Source organism: Bacillus mobilis, assembly GCF_001884045.1.
Lineage (GTDB): Bacteria > Bacillota > Bacilli > Bacillales > Bacillaceae_G > Bacillus_A > Bacillus_A mobilis.
The window spans coordinates 25,114-43,152 of sequence record NZ_MACF01000123.1 but is presented as its reverse complement, the minus strand read 5'-3'; the positions used below and the strand labels follow the sequence as shown (position 1 = coordinate 43,152).

The window sequence follows — 18,039 nt, the reverse complement described above, 5'->3', positions numbered from 1 at the left end:
CGACTTAATAAATTCCTGTTACTGTATAGAATGCAATAACTAAAAATACAGCAACCGTTTTCAAAATTGTAATAGCAAAAATATCTTTATATGACTGTTTATGTGTTAAACCTGTTACTGTAAGAATAGTAATAATTGCTCCGTTATGTGGTAATGTATCCATTCCTCCTGATGCCATTGATACGATGCGGTGCATTACTTCTAATGGAATATCAAATTGATTGGCCGCTGCAATAAACTTATCTCCCATTGCACTTAAAACGATCCCCATTCCTCCTGATGCAGAACCTGTAATTCCAGCTAAAATATTCGTCGTGACTGCTCCATTCACTAGAGGATTTGTGAATGTGGCAGAAATACCATCTCTCATAATCGCAAATCCTGGAAGTGCTGCGATGACACCACCGAATCCAAACTCAGCTCCTGTATTCATCGTTGCAAGTAACGCTCCACCAATACTTGTATTCAATCCAGCTTGAAACCCTGTTACTACTCGTTTCCAATATAATAATAACGTTGTTACAATACCTATAATAAGTGCCAATTCTACTGACCAAATTCCAACTACTGCACTTAATTCTACTTTTCCAAATGCTTTCATACCAATTGCAGAAAAATCAAAACCATTCGGATACCACTTCGGTATCATAATAGTGAAAACTTTATTCATTACACCTACTAAAATAAGTGGTATAAAAGCAATTACTTGCTGAACTCTTGTAATTTCAATGCTTTTCAGTAATGGCATATCTTTTTGTTCTACTTGCACTTGCAAAGAAGCTGCCATTTCAGTATCCCCATCGTTAAAACCAAAATACCCTTCTCCTGCTGCCTTCGCCTTCTTACGTCTACTCTCTAAATATAATAATCCTAACGTGAGTACAAAAATTGCCCCTACAATACCAAGTATCGGCGCAGCATAAATGTCTGTTTTAAAAAACGTTGTAGGAATCACGTTTTGAATTTGTGGTGATCCAGGTAGCGCATCCATTGTAAACGTGACCGCTCCAAGTACAATCGTTCCAGGGATTAAACGCTTCGGAATATTCGCTTGTCGAAACAGCTTAGCTGCGAACGGATATATAGCAAACACTACTACGTACACACTAACGCCACTATACGTTAAGATCGCACCCATTAATACAATCGCTAAAATCGTACGTTTTTCACCAACTAACTCTATAATTGACTTTGCAATCGAGTCTGCAATTCCTGACATTTCTACTACTTTCCCAAATATTGCCCCAAGTAAAAATACAGGGAAATATAGTTTAATAAAACCTACCATTTTCTCCATAAAAATATTCGAAAAGAAAGGTAATACAAAACTAGGCTCTGTCAAAAATACCGCAAATAATGCAAATATCGGTGCAAATAAAATAACAGAAAACCCTTTATATGCTACAAACATTAGTAAACTAAGTGCTAATAATATAATAACTAGCTCCAATTATACCCCTCCTTTAAACAGAAAATTCAAACTTTTATAGATAAATTTCTACTAATCTTTTGATTCTGACATCCCTCCTCTTATTCATACAAATTTTTCATGCTAAAAATGTCTAATTATACATATTCGATTACATATGAAAAATCCCTTTAAACAAATACGATTTGATCATCATACGTTATAAAGGGATTTTTAGTCTCTATATTTACTTCTTTACTAAACTATTTTCTAAACAAAAATGATGTAGTTCTTTTACATCCTTTACTATATGAGTCGCACCAACTTCAGTCAATTCTGTTTTACTACCATAACCGTATAAAACGCCAATTGAAGGAATTCCATTATGATTCGCACCGATTATATCGTGCTTTCTATCTCCAATCATAACAATGTCTTCTTTATTAAGTTCTTTATTTGTTTGTAAAATATGAGAAATAATTTCTTCTTTTTTTATTCTCGTACCATCTAAATTACTTCCAATGATATCTTCGAAATACTTCGTTAGTTGAAAATGTTCTATAACTTGTTCAGCAAATATAGTAGGTTTTGAAGTGGCTATAAATAAACGATTTCCTGTATCTTTTAATTGTTTTAAGAGATTTGGAATACCATCGTAAACATTATTTTCTAACAATCCACGCTGCTGTAAATACTCTCTAAAATAAAAAACAGCTCGTTCAACTTCTCCTTCATTCATATTGTATCTCTCTACAAATGATTGCTGGATGGGTGGACCAATAAATGAATCTAACTCGCTTACATGTAATTCTTCAATTCCAAGCTTCTTTAATGCATACAATACTGAATTTACAATTCCTTCTTTCGGATCCGTCAATGTTCCATCTAAATCAAATAGAAATGTTGTATACAAGTTTAATCCCCCGCTCCTATTTACTTTACATATTATATGGAAGGCTTTTCATGCCCACCTTTTACTATACTACCATTATTTATCTTTTCGAAAAATTATTTCTGCTATGTCACATACTTTCAGTTACAAAGTGTAATAGATATGATAAAGTAAAAAAGTTACAATTATTTTAATAGAAACTGGTGAATCTAATGTCAATAACGTTAATTGTTATAATGGTTTTCACAATTGTTATTCACGCGGTTGAAACGAGCTCTTATAGTATTCGATTAGCTGGAGTGCGTTTAAAGAGAATTGCTGTTGCTTTGTCTGTCGTAGGCATGGTGTTACTTATATCAAGAACATCTAACATGCTACAAGCCTTTTTAATCGGCGGAATTGTCGATGAGGCAAAACGAGACGCTTCCATTAATTTAGAACATACTATACGGCTTGTTCTATTATCCGCCTCTGTCGGTACTTTACTTGCGATTATACTGTATCCAACTCTGACCAAATTATTTGGATATGTCATTCAAAACTTTGAAACAGATGGTTCTTTCATTCGAATGATGAAAACAAATAACATTCAAAAATTAAAGTACACAAGAAAATACGTACGCTTTCCAAAATTAGAAATGATTCATAGACTGCGTATCGGTGGTATTCCAAAACGTATTATGCTTATTAATATGTTTGCTACTGCAATTTATACAGCTGGTGTCCTTTCAGCTCTATACGCTTCCTTTTTACTTCCAGATTACGCAACAAAAGCTACTACAGCTTCTGGCCTTATTAATGGTTTCGCTACTATTTTATTAACTGTGCTGCTTGATCCACGTATCGCTCTTTTAACAGAGCGAGCTCTTCAATCAGAAGAAGGTGCAGAAGCAATGAGTAAAATGTATGGTTGGCTAATGATTTCTAGACTTTTCGGTACATTATTAGCACAACTATTATTCATACCAGGTGCTTACTGGATCACATGGATTATTAAACTGATGAATTAGTCCTCTATAAAAATAGTAGGTGGGATAACAAATGACTATACAAACAGAGCAAGATATAATTCACTTAATTGAAAACGACGAATGGATGATGAACGTATTACAAATGGCAAAATCACTAAATTTACCTGATTGGTGGATTTGCGCCGGATTTGTCCGCTCTAAAATTTGGGACACTTTACATAACTATGAAGCTAAAACAGCTATGCCTGATGTTGATGTGATTTATTATGATAGTCTACATAAAGATGAGATATACGAACAATCATTAGAAACGAAATTAAAGAATATTGATTCTACGATCCCTTGGTCTGTAAAAAATCAAGCTCGTATGCATGTAGTGAATAATATGCCACCATATTCCTCCTCTGTTGATGCTATTTCTAAATTTCCTGAAACTGCAACGGCTTTAGGGGTTACATTAGACGAAAAAAACAAAGTTATATTAACAGCTCCGTGCGGTATTGAAGATGTTCTTTCCTTACGAGTGAGGCCAACAGATCATTTTCTTGAAACCAAAGAACGATTACATATGTACAATGCTAGGGTTACTAAAAAGAATTGGCAAAACAAATGGCCTAACATTACAATTACTTATCCCAAAATATAAAAATGGGAGCTTCGCATTATACGAAGCTCCCTTTCTACTTTATTTCAAAAACTGAATGACTAATTCTGCATATCGATCTGCTTCCTCATAATGCGGTGTATGACCACTCTCTTCGAATACAATATAATTCCCACTTTGGGCATCTTTATTAAATATTTCAATTTGTTTTTCGCACGTTACTACATCGTATTTTCCTACAATTAATAACATTGGATTTTGTACATCTTTTATTTTTCGTAATAATGAAGTATGAAATGCTCCTTCTACTTTTAATCTATCAAAATGAATCTTAGAGCGATTTGAAAATTCTTCCCACTCTTCATCACTATATAAACTCTCGTCCGTCACATCTTCCTTATAATTGTAAATCTCCATTCTTTTTTCTTCTAATTCATTGCTTAATCTTATATAGGCTTCCAGCAACTCTTCTGAACTCGCATTGCTAGATGAATAAGCGATAGACTCTTCTGCTACTTTTTCTTTCCCATACTTTTTTAATAAGTTTCCTGTCTTTTGTAACAAGGCTCTACTTGTTAATGCAAAATCGAAAGTTGGCCCTTCAAATATGATTTTCTCTATTGAACTTGGATATCTCGATGCATATAACAAAGCTACATATCCACCGAAAGAGTGTCCAATTACAGACCACTTCTCAATTTGTAATACTTTTTTTAGTTCCTCACAGTCTTCAATCAAATCATGTAATCCAAAAGCTTCGTCTTCAGTAATTTCTTCTGAGCGACATACACCTCTTTGATCTATCATAATTACAAATAACGAATCTTTTAATCTTTCCGCTTGATGAAATGAAAAATCATAGCAACTTTCTCCTGGTCCACCATGCAAGTATAGGACTGGTTTATTTTTAGGGTTTCCATGCGTTTCAACGTATAGCTTTTTGCCTCTAATATTCATGTATTTCCCTGCTTCTATCAAATTCGCCTTTATGATCGTCACCTTCTTTTTTACTGAATATTATAACATTTCACCCTAAATAATCCCTATTACATTTAAAAAGACGATGATGATTGCGAGCGGTGCTACAAATCGAAGTAAGAAAGCCCAACAAATAAATACTTTCTTTCCATAATTACCACCTACAAAAAACTCTGCTTCTAGCACCTTCTTTTCCATTTTGAATGAAACGAAAATACTAATAAATAGCGCTCCAAGTGGCATTAATATATTACTAGATAAGAAGTCTACTGCATCAAAAATATTCTTTCCGAAAATCGTAATATCACTCCATACTCCAAATGATAATGCTGATGGTATACCTACTAAGAAAATACCGAAACCAATCATCCATGATAATTTCGTTCTCTTTTCTTGTTCACCATTTGCTAATGCTGAAACAACTGTCTCTAGTAGAGAAAATGCCGATGTTAATGTCGCAAATGTAAATAGTGCAAGAAATACTGTTAAGAAAAATCCGCCGAATGGAATTTGACTAAATACAGATGGTAATACGATAAATAACAACCCAGGCCCTTCTGTCGGCTCCATTCCTAATGAAAATACGGCCGGAAAAATAGCAAGACCTGCAAATAATGAAACAAATAAATTCAATCCAACAATTGTTATTGCTGATTTTGGTAAACTTTCTTTTTTATTTAAATAGGAACTATACGTGACCATAATCGAAATCCCGATACTAATCGCAAAGAATGATTGACCCATTGCGAATAAAATACTTTCTGAAGTAATCTTTGAGAAGTCTGGTTGTAAGAAAAACTTCACACCTTGTATTGCATTATCAAGTGTTAATGAACGAATAATAAGAGCAACAAATAAAACAAACAATGCTGGCAACATATATTTACTTGCTTTTTCAATTCCATTTTGTACTCCTTTTGATACAACCCAAATCGTAATAAGCATAAAAGCGAAATGTCCCATAATCGCCCAAGCAGGATTTCCAATTGTTTCAGTAAATAATGCTCCGTAATTTTGTCCCGGAGTAATAAGTTGTCCCGTTACTCCTCTGAATAAATAAATTAACACCCATCCACCTACAACACTATAAAACGAAAGTAGTATAAAACACGTTCCAACGCCAAGGCGTCCAATCCAGTGCCATCCTGTATTTGGCGCGATACTTTTAAATGCGCCAACTGCTTGTTTCTGCGTACTGCGTCCAATCATAAATTCAGCTATAAGTAGCGGTAGCCCAATTAATACAGTAAATAATATAAATATAAGAAAGAATGCTCCTCCCCCGCTTTTCCCAGCGATATAAGGAAACTTCCATATTGCGCCAAGTCCAATTGCGGATCCTGCTGCAGCCATTATAAAACCTAATTTCGAAGTCCATTGCTCTGTCTGTTTCATCTTATTTTCCTCCTAGTTAAATTACTTTATATGAATAATTAAATTTTATAAACCAATCCAAATAAACCCTCCATTTCTATTTCCATAAAATAAAAAAATGGCCTAGCATCTCTATATAAAGAGACGCTAAGCCATTTACTTAACGCGGTACCACCCTTATTGATTCCATTATGAATCCACCTTAGTAGTAATCGTTTGATTACAAACCTAATATCGAAGGTTAACCGTTAAGATTTACTAAGAATGTGATTCCGTTCCACCTTACTGCTCCTAGGCGAGTTCAGGATGTCATTTGACTATGTCACACCAACCCATAGCTCTCTGTACAAATATACGACCTTACTACTCCTATTCAACACATTTTAATATTTAGAATATATTTTCTTTTGAAATTAATATGAAGTATATCGGTTATATGTATAACTGTCAAGAGCTATATTAAAATTTGATGAGAAACCTTTTTTATTTTTCATTATCCTTCGTCATCATCATCACCGTGATCATCAGTACCTTCTTCTTGATCCTCGTCATCTCGTTGTTGTGATGACTCCTTTTGCTGAATAACGTTATTTACCACTGTAGTAGAAATGACTTCACCTGTTATTGTATGTATTCTTACATCAACCGTTTCTGTTTGTTTTTTTATTATAATTTGGTAGGTAGACGTACCATTTATATTGACTACACTTACCTTCTCGATAAATCCGCCTGGTACTTTTTGTAACGCAACTTCTTTCGCCTGCTCTTCTGTAACGACTTTTTGTATTTGTGAAGTACCAATAAAAGCACCCGTCGCTTCTTCAATTTCTACCATTACATTCTCATTTGCACTTTTCTCTATCTCTATTACATATACATTTTTTTCGTTCTTTTTCTCTAGTCTTATCCCTTTCACATTCCCTTGTACTTGCTGCACTGCAATCTCTTTTGCTTGCTCTTCTGTAACTTTTGTCGTTTGTTTCTGTAACAATTGAATTTTTCCGGTAGTTTTTTCGATCTCAACTATCGTACTATCAGTAGCATTTGTTTCTACCGTTATAACAAACACTTCTATCTCATCTCTTTTTTCTAATATAGTTTGTTTGATTATCCCCTGTACTTTCTGAAGTGCTATTTCTTCCGCTTTTTCTTTCGTTATTGTATTACTTTTTAATGATATTTCTTTTGCACGTTTTATGTTACCACTTTGAGCATCTACTATTATTTCATATGAACCTTTTTCATTTAAAAGATGTACCTTATATATATCTTGTTCTCCTTTGTTTACTAATTTTATATTTTTTATTTTTCCAGGATACTGTTCCGACACAATATTCTGAATTTGTTTTTCAGATAATATGTTTTCTCCTTGCTTAGAGACAATACGTTGTGATACAAAAGCTACACTTACAAGAACAAAACAAAGTAACAATGCAACCTTCCATTTCTTTTTCATTTTTAAGCTCCTATCTCTTTATAAAAACCGAGGCAAATATACGGTAACTTTCGTCCATTTTCCCTCTTCACTTTCCAGTTGTATATTTCCTTCATGAGCATCAATAATTTGTTTCGCAATCGACAAGCCTAGACCTGTTCCTCCTGTTTCCCTACTCCTCGCTTTATCTACACGAAAAAAGCGATCAAACACTTTCTGTATATCCTCCTTAGGAATTCCCATACCGTAATCTTGAATAGAAAAAAAGACTCTTTCCTTGTTTATTCCTACTATTAAATCGATTGAATCCTTACTGTATTTCATTGCGTTATCCAATAATACTACTAATACTTGTTTTATTTTTTGTTCATCAATATTTACAACAATCTTTTCTTCCTCTGTAATAACACGAAAATCCCGATTATATGTTTTTTCTAGTTGTTCCGCAGTCATCTTGCATAAACGAACTACATCTGATTCTTTCGTTTCCAACTTCCACTCTGCACTACTGTTAGCAAGCAGTAACATTTGATTTGTCATGCCTTTCATTCTTATTGCCTCGGAGTATATCGCTTCTACAGATTCCTCTAAAACATCTTGTTTTTTCATTCCCCATCTTTTTAATAATTTTGCATAACTTTCAATAACAGTTAACGGTGTTCTCAATTCATGTGAAGCATCTGAAACGAACTGCTGTTGCTTTTCAAAGTTTTGATGTAATAAATCTATCATTTTATTAAATGTCGTTCCCATTTTGTACAATTCATCTTTTGATTTTTTCTCAAGTGGTATTTTTTTGAATATCCCTCTATCTTGTATATGCTCCATTGTTTGTATTAAAGAGTTTACAGGTTTTAAAATGAGTTTACTTAACATTCTTCCCGCAAAAAAAGACGGAATTAAAACGAAAAGCGATGCAATTACCAATACATTTTTTAACATATTTAAATTCCCTTGCAAACTATCTAAACGTTCTGTCATTTCCAATAAAACTATCTTCCCATCATTCCAAATGATTGGTATTTTTATATAAGCGAATTTCCCTCCATTTTTCTCATAAATTCCCGCTGATTCTTTTCTTTCAAATTTCGTATTTACTGCTGGGATTGGTTTTGTACTGTCCACTTCTTGTCTAATCATTACCTTTGAATTTTCATTAATAACTCTAATCATACCGTTTGAAGGTAAGTATGGTTGCAACAAATTTACTGCGTCTATTTTTTTTGCTGATTCTACATTCATTCCTTCTATAATATGTACTGCCTCACGTTTTAAACGTTCTAACTCTCCGTTCGTTGTAACTTTATAAAATAAAAAGTATATAGAACTATTAATAAGTAACAATATAAGTAGTAACCATACTGTAGAAAATAAATATATTTTATTTTTAATTTTCATATATTACACCTTTAAAACATACCCAACACCTCTAACAGTGTGAATAAGTGGTACGTCCACATTACAATCTACTTTTTTACGTATATATCGAATATACACATCGACAACATTTGTATCACCATAATAATCAAATCCCCAAACATTCGTTACGATTTGTTCCCGATTTAACACTTGATTTTCATGCTTCATTAAAAAGAGTAATAAATCAAACTCACGTGGTGTTAATTCCACTACATGATTCCCTCTTTTCACTTCTCGTGTTTTCTCGTCTAAATATAAATCTGCAATTTGATAACTACTATTTTCCTCTTCTTTTATTACGTTTGATATTCTTAAACAAGCACGAATTCTCGCTAAAAGTTCTTCTATTTGAAATGGCTTTGTAATATAATCACTTGCCCCTTGATCTAAGCCACTTACTTTATCAACAACTGAGTCACGAGCAGTTAATAAAATAATAGGTATTACAGCATTTTTCAAACGTATCTTTCGAAGTACTTCTAACCCACTTATATTTGGAAGCATTACATCAAGTAATATTAAATCCCAGTTACCATCGCCAAACTTTTCCATTGCCTCTGTACCTGTTTTTGCAATTTCACTTTCATATCCTTCAAACTCTAATTCCAACTGCACAACACGAGCAATTTTTTCTTCATCCTCGACGATTAAAATCCTTTCTCCCATAAAAGCCTCCTATAATATATATTTGCACCATTTTAGTATAACAAGTAATACTTTCCTCCAAAAGAAATAATACCCAATATTCTTTTCGACTTAATGAAAAAAATCAGGAATGAATTATATTCCTGATTGTTAGAGAGACAATCCAACCCACTGCCAATATGCATAATAAAATAAGACTATTAGAAGCATATATATAACACTTAAATAGCTACTTAATTTTAATAAATCTTGCGGCTGAAACGTTTCTCTATCACTTTCTTGAAATAAAAGTAATGCCTTCGAACTAACTGGAAAGGTTAAACAGTAATTCATGCCAACAATCCCTAAAAATAGTACAGCTACTTCATTAAGCTGTAGACTACTTGCAAAATATAATAGTGGCGGAATAAAAATAACTGCTCTCGTAGTGTGAGATGTAATATATAAATGTGATGTGACTGAAAGAATAACAATTACGAGTAACACGATAAAAATGGATTGCTTATTAATAAGTTCTGTTACTAAAAATAACTTTTGCATAATCCATTGCGCTGCACCACTCTCCATTAATGATTTCCCTAATGCAATTGCTGCTCCAACAAATAAAATTAAGTTCCACGAGACACCTTTTAAGCTTTCTTTCCACTGCATCACGCCGAGTTTTGGTAAAGTTAATAAAAATACTCCGATTATCGTTACAGTTGCAATTTCCAAACCGTGTAACGACTCTGTTAACCAAAAAGCTACCATCGCTATTAAAATACTGATTGTATACTTTTCATTTCGCGATAATTCAAACTCAACTTTTTTCTGTTTCAGTTTTGTTTTTACTTCCTCTTTGTCTAAAAATAAAAATAATATTACACGACAACTTATAAAGCTCATTATGACTCCAAATGGAAATCCCCATATTAACCACTCTACAAATGTAATATCCTTATTATTAAATTCCTTTAACATATCTAGGGCAATTAAATGGGAACCTGCGCCAATAATTGTAGAACTTGTTGAAACTAAAATAACTGTAGGCATTAAAATTGCTAATGCTTTCGTAATTCTTCTACTCCCAATTTCTTTTGATATAGCTTGAAAAACAGGTAATACAACCGCTGCGCGTCCAGATGTCGATGGAATAAAAAAGGCGAGTATTTGAATAATCATTGTCAAAATCCCGCACAAGCCCGCTATATTCCGAGCACGATTTACAACAAAGTACGTCATTTTCTCAGCTAAACCGGTAACTTGAAGTGCCCTTCCTAAAATAAAGGAACCGATCATAAGCCAAATAACATCTGAAGCTAACGAATCGAATAAAAGATCTTGCTTTGCTGTTCCTGAAATAATTAAAAATAAGACGGACCCTAGTGCGATATAGGCTGAATTTATCGTTGTTGTAGTCCATAAAATAATTGCACAGCAAAATCCAAACAAACTCCATTTCGCTTCCATCGTTAATGACGATGGAAGCAAAAGAACTATTTCTACCAGTAATATAAGTGCTACGGGCAGAACCCAAGATGGCTTAATTTTCGGATCATCCGTACTGCTTACATGTAATTCCACTACATTTTTTTCAATCATGATACGTACCCACTTTTATTTAACCGAGAAGCGATTTGATAACCGACTAAAACTGTACGCATCGTACTCTCTGTACAATCACGAAGCCATTTCTCCGCATTAGAAAATGCATTTTCTAATGAAGATGGCATCGGTAATATACTTGTATATGCATCAATGCCATAATCGTAATTAATACGTGCACCTTTACCGACTGTCCCTACTAATGCAATTACTGGTAATCCATATTTTTTTGCACATTTAGCCACCTCAGCTGGAATTTTCCCTCGTGGCGTTTGAAAATCTATACTGCCTTCCGCAGTAAAAACAAGATCACACGATAACAATTGTTTATTTAAATCCATATACTTCATAATAATATCGTATCTCGGATATAACGTTGCACCAATTAAAGCTTGTAGTCCAGCACCAAGCCCACCAGATGCACCACTACCTGGTGTATGATGTACATCTATACCTATATCTTTTTTTATAACAGAAGCATAACGCTCCAGTGCTTTTTCTAGTTCTATTACTTGTGCTTCGTTAGCACCTTTTTGCGGACCGAACACTCGCGCTACTCCCTGTTCGCCGCATAATTGATTAAACCAATTACAGGCAACATCAATTTGAACATGCCTTAATCTAGGATCTACTTGTGATGTGTCTATTTTTGAAACTTGTAATAAAGAGGTTCCACCTTGAATTTGTATTTCCTTTCCATCTTCATTTAAAAACTTTACACCTAGCGCTTCAGCCATACCAGCTCCTCCATCAGATGTTCCTGAATCACCACACCCTATTAATATACGATCTACCCCTTTATTTAAAGCTAATTCTATTAACTGCCCAACCCCATAAGTAGTCGTTTTTCTAGGATCACGTAAATCTCTCGGTACAAGGCGTAACCCAGCTGCAGCGGCCATTTCAATAACAGCCGTACGCTCACCATTTCTCGTTTTAAAAATACCAAAATAAGATTGTATCTCCTCTCCAACAGGTCCCGTTACTTGTACTTTATACATTTTTCCACCAGTAATATTTATAATTGCCTCTGTAAAACCTTCCCCACCATCCACCATTGGTAAAGTCTCTACAGTAGCTAACGGCATAACTTTTAAAATCCCTTCTTTCATTACATCAGCAGCTTCCTTCGCCCCTAAACTTTCTTTAAATCCTGATGGTACAACTAAAATACGCATGTAATATTTCTCCCTTCACCTTGTATATCTCTTTCGTTTCTAAGGCTTATATTAAAGGTGAAAAAAGAGAGAACAATTAAGCTTACATTAAAATTTGATGAGAAAGTGCTGAGTTTTATGAACTAAAAAATCCGTTATACTATAAAATAGCACAACGGATACATTTTCTTCCCCCTATTATTAAGGGATAAGTCTTGTACAGTCCCTTGGAAAAGCACTCGCCTCTCGTACATTTGTTAATTCTAATAGTCTGTATACAACTCTCTCTAATCCAATTCCAAAACCACCGTGCGGGGGACAACCGTATCGGAATGTATTTAAATAAGATTGAAATTTATCTGGATGTAATCCTTTTTCTTTAAAAGAAGCAAGTAACATTTCATAATCATGAATTCGCTGTGCGCCTGAAGTTATTTCTAGCCCTTTATATAGTAAGTCGAACGAATCAGTAATAGATGGATTTTCATTATTCGGCATCGTATACATTGGTCTAGCTTCTTTCGGATAATGTGTAATGAAAACTAACTCACTCTTATATGTTTCCTTCACATATTTGCCTAGTAGCTTTTCACCTTCTGTATCTAAATCCCCAATTGGCGATTCTTTCCGGTATTTACTTTTTAAAATTTCTTGTGCTTGTAACAATGTAATTTTTGGTATTTCTGTAATAACAGGTACTTCTATTTGTAATAGTTGTAGTTCTTTTTCACAATTTTTTGCTACTTGTTGAAACATATATCGTAAAACATCCGTTTCTAATTGCATCACTTCATAAAAATCATGAATAAATCCAAGTTCTACGTCTAACGATATATATTCATTCAAATGACGGGAAGAATTATGATGTTCCGCCCTGTAAACAGGTGCAACTTCAAAAACACGTTCTAACCCTCCAGCTACCATCATCTGTTTATAAAACTGTGGTGATTGTGCTAAATAAGCTTCTTTTTGAAAGTATGGAACTTTAAAAACATTTGCTCCTCCTTCTGCCCCTTGTGAAACAATTTTCGGAGTAAATATACGTGTGAAATCGTTCTCTATAAGAAATTCACTAAAGCTCTGAACAAGTGTAGATTTCACTTTAAATATCGCCGCGGTTCTCTCATGTCTTAATGATAATACCCGCTCATTCAGTAGTTGATCTAAGCCAACTTGCAATTTCTTTTTATTTATTTCAAATGGAAGTGGTTCTGCGCCATTTAATATTTTCACTTCATAAGCAAGCACTTCCACCCCTAATTCTGTTTTCGAAGTCTCTACTATTTGACCAACTACTTGCACGACACTTTCCACATCTACTTTAAATCCAGCTAACTCATTTTCTAAGACACATTGCATAACTCCTGATCGATCCCTTATTAATAAAAAACTAACATTACCTAGATGACGAATCTTTTTTACCCATCCTTGAAGTAATACAACCTTCCCGCTTTGCTTTGTACATTCTTTCGTGAGTGAACGCTTCATTATTGACTCCATTACTTTTCCCTCCAGTAATTTTATATTGATTTACGTTATTATTGTTGTCATCGTCATCATCCACGGTCACTCACCTCCTTTCAAAGAATACAAAAATCCGCCCCTATAAATAGGGACGGATTTTTCCGCGGTACCACCCAAATTGTCATAATGACCATCTTAGCCCTGATAACGGTAGGTACCGTTTGCTTTTACTAATTATCACGTTCAAAGCAACACTCACAGGTGTCTTTCCATCATGCGGTATCGCAATCTTCTCAGCAACCGATTGCTCTCTGTAGACCTTTGCATCATGTACTTTTCCTAATCATCACTTTTTATATTTACAGAGTATTCTATCTCTTTAGTTTATAAAACGCAAGCCTTTTTAAATATATTTTCATTTTTCATATCCAATTTTGTACAATCTCCTCTAAAGCCATTCCACGTGAGCCTTTTAATAATACAACATCATTTTCCGTTATTACTTTTAATACTTCCTCTGCTATTTTGGTCTTATTATTAAATGACTGTACTTTTCCTGTATCATATTTCTTTCTTGCTTCTTCCGCTACAATTTCAGCTAACTTTCCATAAGTAAATACATATTGAATGCTCTCTTCATTTAACATTTTACCGATTTCTCTATGATATGTTTCAGCATTCTTCCCTAACTCCAACATATCCCCAATTACTATCATTTTTTTCTTATAGGCATTTAATGTCTGTAACGTGTCAATTGCAGCCTTCATTGAAGAGGGACTAGCATTCCACGCATCGTTAATAATTGTAAAACCTGTTTTGGCAGTTAAAAATTGAAAGCGCATATGAGTAATATGTACTTGCCGTAATGCTTCCTGTATTTTTTCTGTAGGGACATTATAATATTGACCTACGGCGATTCCGACAATCATATTTAAAATATTATGTTTTCCATGCAAGGGAACATCGTACTGTATTTTTGAATCATTTAATTTAAAATGAACACCATATTCATCTAATCGCACGTTTGTTGGAAACAAATCATTTGTATACTTTTCACCAAATGCCTTACAATTTATACTCGATAGATTCTTATTTTTCAAAAGCAATGGTTCATCGCCATTATACAAACATAATCCTTCATCTTTTAATCCATCAATAATTTCTAATTTAGCCTTCGCGATCTCTTCTCTTGATCCAAGTGTTTCTAAGTGAGACTGGCCAATCATTGTAATGATCGCTACATCTGGCTTTGCTATTATCGATAAGTTTCTAATTTGTCCTTTTTCACTCATCCCCATTTCAAGTATTAAAAACTCTGTATCTCGTTTCATCTCTAAAATTGTTAATGGTAAACCGATTTGACTATTAAAATTTCCTTTTGTTTTATGCACACGATGAGTTGTACTTAAAATCGTGCTTATTATATCTTTTACCGTTGTCTTTCCATTACTACCAGTAATTCCAATTACTTTTACATTTAGCTCTGTTCGATAAAATTGTGCCAATTGTTGCAAAGCAAACAAAGTGTCATCTACAAATATAATTGGCATCCCTTTTGGCGGAGTACCATAAGACTTTTTCCATAAGGAAGCGACAGCTCCATTATCAATTGCCTCTTTCACATAATCATGTCCATCTTTCACTCTAATAATTGGGACAAACAAATTCCCTTTCTTAATTTTCTTGGAGTCAATGCAGATACCTTGTATCTCTATATTGTGAAATGATTCTTGTAACCCTTCACCATCTATTACCTCTTCCAGTTTATTTAATTGTATTTGAATCAAATTATCACCATTTTCCATTTTATTACATAAAAATTGTATTTTTTTCGCATATTAATTAACAAATTTAAAGCGAGGTGTGTATATGAAAAAAACAATAAGTTTCTTTCTCCTTTTGTTATGCCTAATCGTAGTAAATGAAACGTACGCCTATTCTCCAAAAGCTTTACCGATCTCCCAAAACTCTGATCAATGGAAAGTGAATATTGATGAACCGAAGAACAATGATAAAAATATGCTTCAAGCTAAAAAAGATGAATTTAATACATATCAATTTTCAGTAAAAAATGTTGGAAACAGTGAAGTATATAACGTACAAGTCGAAGTATTCCGCAACGAGCCAAAAACAAAAACGAAATATGAACTCTTTTCCCTAAAGGAAAGTCGTTTAGCAAGTGGAAAAACTGGATTTAAACATGCTAATTTTCCAGTTGCTACAAAAGCAGATGTAGTTGATGTAATCATTACTTGGCAAGAACACCCTTTCCGCTCCATGAGAAACGGTCAAAAAGTTGAGTCTAGAAAATTTAAAGAGCATTTTGTTTTTAAAGACGAAAAAAATAAATAGAATGTGGATACATTCACACTACCATTCATTTAGCTACCTTTCCTAGTACCAGTTCATAAGCAAATTAAAAAGTCGTGGCTTATAAATGCCACGACTTTTTATATTAATTTGTACTAATTCCTCTTGCTGCCCAAATACGATCGATATCAGCAGCATGTTGTCCGCCATATAAAAGAGCATCCGCTTGCTTAATTGCCTTTGCTCCATCATTGAATTTAGAGTTTGGTGTTAATGACCAGTGTGATTGTAAAATAATTTTCGTTGCAACATCACGTCCAAAAGCTTGTGCCATCTCATATTGACCTTGAGCCCAAATTTCACCATCATCGTGTACTTCATTCTTTATATCTTTTGGATACACTTTATTATTATCTAATCGGCGCAAGCACGTCGGATCTGAACTAGAATAAGCAGCCGCATCCCATTCTCCAACACATGCTTTTCCGTATCCTGTTGTCGATACTGCATCTTCATACGTAGCACCTAAAAAGTCACCAAATCCTTCTCCCATCGCTCCGCCTTCTGCAGAACTACCAAAGCCAGGTACTTGGTTATCTTGAATCGAGTGCCCGTACTCATGAGCGATAATACCAGCATCTTCTGCATCATCTACTCCGCCAGTACCAAAAGTTAAAGCTTTCGTTGTCGGAGAATAAAATGAGTTATCCGCCGTCGTTCCATTCACATTTACTTTAATAGAGCGATTATTAATATTTTTAAAACCTAACCCTTGAATGTAACGCTGTAATGTATCTATATGATAATACGACATAACATCTTCAAAGCTATCATTTGCGCGTGTATAGTTAAATTGTAAATTTGTAGATTTTGTTTTTGCTTTTGAAGAAATCGTTACATACTCTCCAATTAAAAATCCTGTTCCATCTAAACCTTTTAACGTAACAGTCTTCAATTGGTTTGTTAGCGCCGTTGAATCTGCATCGTTATTATCTTTTAAGCCTACTTTACTACCACTAGATACGACCGGATTAGGTAAAAATACTTTTCCTGACCCTTCTGCTTTTCGGTTTATATCAACCTTTTTAATTAACTTTCCATTTTCTGCATCAATAAATGTTTCCCATGCACCAAACGGGTTATTAGAATGGACTACAACTTTATATACTGGACGAGCAATTCCCTCTTCAACAATATATCCGAATTCTTTCTCAGTAGGAGCCCATAAGTTTTGCTCACTTGCTTCTCCAACATACGCCATTGATTTTTGGATTGCATCTTTTTCACTAATTTTTGTCGTTACTTCCTTTACACCATTGACGGATTGATAATCAGAAACAGCAAGTACTCCCTTTCCCTCTCCGTTAAGTGTAACTGTAATTTGTTTTGAAAATACAGGCGCGCCATTCACAACTTGTTGGAACCTAACATATGAAGCTACTGACGTTTCTGTTGTAGAAATATATTGCAAGTCTGAGAGGTCAGCTTTCAATCCATACTGCGCAGCATTTTCTTTTAAATATTCAGTTGCTTTTTTCTGCGGTGAATAAGCTTCTAGCTTTACTTGCTGTTGTTTTTCCAATGCTGAAACCGTAGAAATCGTCCCCATTACTAATGGCACAGTCATTGCCATTGCCACCATTTTTTTATTAAACATAGAACCACTCCCCCTAATAAAGTAGCCCAACCTTATCCCATTACCACTAGGCAATCATTCCCCACAAAATGGGGGGATAAAAATTGAATCTACGAGTAATTCTCTATAAACAATTCTATTACCTTTCCATTTAGGGTGAGT

The 18,039-nt window shown here is 34.1% G+C and carries 15 protein-coding genes and 2 other annotated features; of the genes, 3 read left to right on the top strand and 12 right to left on the bottom strand.

Going from position 1 to position 18,039, the window contains the following annotated elements:
• Positions 1-4: 4 nt before the first annotated feature.
• Both BAQ44_RS22915 and BAQ44_RS22910 read right to left on the bottom strand, forming a co-directional pair.
• Entirely contained in the window at positions 5-1,450 is a 1,446-nt protein-coding gene (locus BAQ44_RS22915) for a GntP family permease (RefSeq protein WP_071724032.1), read from the bottom strand.
• A gap of 205 nt (positions 1,451-1,655) precedes the next feature.
• The gene (locus BAQ44_RS22910; protein WP_071724028.1) at positions 1,656-2,321 is read right to left on the bottom strand and encodes an HAD family hydrolase; all 666 of its coding nucleotides are present in this window, start codon (positions 2,319-2,321) and stop codon (positions 1,656-1,658) included.
• Positions 2,322-2,512: 191 nt separating this feature from the next.
• Between BAQ44_RS22910 and BAQ44_RS22905 the strand changes: the two genes are divergently transcribed.
• Positions 2,513-3,310, top strand: coding sequence for a lipid II flippase Amj family protein (locus tag BAQ44_RS22905; protein WP_063262747.1), 798 nt, complete (start codon positions 2,513-2,515; stop codon positions 3,308-3,310).
• A 31-nt stretch (positions 3,311-3,341) separates the two neighbouring features.
• Positions 3,342-3,917 carry a nucleotidyltransferase family protein gene (locus BAQ44_RS22900; protein ID WP_071724025.1) on the top strand — a complete coding sequence of 192 codons (576 nt, stop codon included), beginning with the start codon at positions 3,342-3,344 and terminating at the stop codon, positions 3,915-3,917.
• A gap of 39 nt (positions 3,918-3,956) precedes the next feature.
• On the opposite strand, the gene BAQ44_RS22895 is transcribed toward BAQ44_RS22900, so the two are convergent.
• The 9 genes from BAQ44_RS22895 to BAQ44_RS22855 form a co-directional block, all read right to left on the bottom strand.
• On the bottom strand, positions 3,957-4,832 hold the full coding sequence (locus tag BAQ44_RS22895) for an alpha/beta fold hydrolase (protein ID WP_071724230.1): 876 nt from the start codon (positions 4,830-4,832) through the stop codon (positions 3,957-3,959).
• 75 nt (positions 4,833-4,907) lie between these two features.
• Positions 4,908-6,248 carry a sodium-dependent transporter gene (locus tag BAQ44_RS22890; RefSeq protein ID WP_071724023.1) on the bottom strand — a complete coding sequence of 447 codons (1,341 nt, stop codon included), beginning with the start codon at positions 6,246-6,248 and terminating at the stop codon, positions 4,908-4,910.
• A 116-nt stretch (positions 6,249-6,364) separates the two neighbouring features.
• Positions 6,365-6,613 (bottom strand) — a binding site (T-box leader).
• A gap of 107 nt (positions 6,614-6,720) precedes the next feature.
• Positions 6,721-7,683 (bottom strand): PepSY domain-containing protein, encoded by a 963-nt coding sequence (locus BAQ44_RS22885; RefSeq protein WP_071724021.1) that lies wholly within the window; start codon positions 7,681-7,683, stop codon positions 6,721-6,723.
• 18 nt (positions 7,684-7,701) lie between these two features.
• The gene (locus BAQ44_RS22880; protein ID WP_071724018.1) at positions 7,702-9,060 is read right to left on the bottom strand and encodes a sensor histidine kinase; all 1,359 of its coding nucleotides are present in this window, start codon (positions 9,058-9,060) and stop codon (positions 7,702-7,704) included.
• Positions 9,061-9,063: 3 nt separating this feature from the next.
• Positions 9,064-9,747 (bottom strand): response regulator transcription factor, encoded by a 684-nt coding sequence (locus tag BAQ44_RS22875; protein WP_071724016.1) that lies wholly within the window; start codon positions 9,745-9,747, stop codon positions 9,064-9,066.
• A gap of 129 nt (positions 9,748-9,876) precedes the next feature.
• Complete coding sequence (locus BAQ44_RS22870; RefSeq protein WP_071724014.1) at positions 9,877-11,307, bottom strand: SLC13 family permease; 1,431 nt, start codon at positions 11,305-11,307, stop codon at positions 9,877-9,879.
• On the bottom strand, positions 11,304-12,488 hold the full coding sequence (locus tag BAQ44_RS22865; protein ID WP_071724012.1) for a glycerate kinase family protein: 1,185 nt from the start codon (positions 12,486-12,488) through the stop codon (positions 11,304-11,306). Before BAQ44_RS22865 ends, BAQ44_RS22870 begins: the two co-directional genes overlap by 4 nt.
• Before the next feature lie 180 nt (positions 12,489-12,668).
• Positions 12,669-13,967 (bottom strand): aspartate--tRNA(Asn) ligase, encoded by a 1,299-nt coding sequence (gene aspS, locus BAQ44_RS22860; protein WP_071724010.1) that lies wholly within the window; start codon positions 13,965-13,967, stop codon positions 12,669-12,671.
• Between the two features lie 108 nt (positions 13,968-14,075).
• Positions 14,076-14,287 (bottom strand) — a binding site (T-box leader).
• 66 nt (positions 14,288-14,353) lie between these two features.
• Positions 14,354-15,736, bottom strand: coding sequence for a UDP-N-acetylmuramoyl-tripeptide--D-alanyl-D-alanine ligase (locus BAQ44_RS22855; protein WP_071724008.1), 1,383 nt, complete (start codon positions 15,734-15,736; stop codon positions 14,354-14,356).
• Positions 15,737-15,800: 64 nt separating this feature from the next.
• On the opposite strand from BAQ44_RS22855, the gene BAQ44_RS22850 reads away from it, so the two are divergent.
• Complete coding sequence (locus BAQ44_RS22850; RefSeq protein ID WP_071724006.1) at positions 15,801-16,283, top strand: YozF family protein; 483 nt, start codon at positions 15,801-15,803, stop codon at positions 16,281-16,283.
• Between the two features lie 103 nt (positions 16,284-16,386).
• Here BAQ44_RS22850 and BAQ44_RS22845 read toward each other — a convergent pair whose 3' ends face one another.
• On the bottom strand, positions 16,387-17,898 hold the full coding sequence (locus tag BAQ44_RS22845) for a M36 family metallopeptidase (protein ID WP_071724004.1): 1,512 nt from the start codon (positions 17,896-17,898) through the stop codon (positions 16,387-16,389).
• Positions 17,899-18,039: the final 141 nt, after the last annotated feature.

Excerpts from the sequence above, each read along its gene's own strand:
- BAQ44_RS22875 (WP_071724016.1), bottom strand. The coding sequence starts at position 9,747 with ATGGGAGAAAGGATTTTAATCGTCGAGGATGAAGAAAAAATTGCTCGT.
- BAQ44_RS22870 (WP_071724014.1), bottom strand. The coding sequence starts at position 11,307 with ATGATTGAAAAAAATGTAGTGGAATTACATGTAAGCAGTACGGATGAT.
- BAQ44_RS22845 (WP_071724004.1), bottom strand. The coding sequence starts at position 17,898 with ATGTTTAATAAAAAAATGGTGGCAATGGCAATGACTGTGCCATTAGTA.
- BAQ44_RS22890 (WP_071724023.1), bottom strand. The coding sequence starts at position 6,248 with ATGAAACAGACAGAGCAATGGACTTCGAAATTAGGTTTTATAATGGCT.
- aspS (WP_071724010.1), bottom strand. The coding sequence starts at position 13,967 with ATGGAGTCAATAATGAAGCGTTCACTCACGAAAGAATGTACAAAGCAA.
- BAQ44_RS22865 (WP_071724012.1), bottom strand. The coding sequence starts at position 12,488 with ATGCGTATTTTAGTTGTACCATCAGGATTTAAAGAAAGTTTAGGGGCG.
- BAQ44_RS22895 (WP_071724230.1), bottom strand. The coding sequence starts at position 4,832 with ATGAATATTAGAGGCAAAAAGCTATACGTTGAAACGCATGGAAACCCT.
- BAQ44_RS22885 (WP_071724021.1), bottom strand. The coding sequence starts at position 7,683 with ATGAAAAAGAAATGGAAGGTTGCATTGTTACTTTGTTTTGTTCTTGTA.
- BAQ44_RS22900 (WP_071724025.1), top strand. The coding sequence starts at position 3,342 with ATGACTATACAAACAGAGCAAGATATAATTCACTTAATTGAAAACGAC.
- BAQ44_RS22855 (WP_071724008.1), bottom strand. The coding sequence starts at position 15,736 with ATGGAAAATGGTGATAATTTGATTCAAATACAATTAAATAAACTGGAA.
- BAQ44_RS22880 (WP_071724018.1), bottom strand. The coding sequence starts at position 9,060 with ATGAAAATTAAAAATAAAATATATTTATTTTCTACAGTATGGTTACTA.
- BAQ44_RS22850 (WP_071724006.1), top strand. The coding sequence starts at position 15,801 with ATGAAAAAAACAATAAGTTTCTTTCTCCTTTTGTTATGCCTAATCGTA.
- BAQ44_RS22905 (WP_063262747.1), top strand. The coding sequence starts at position 2,513 with ATGTCAATAACGTTAATTGTTATAATGGTTTTCACAATTGTTATTCAC.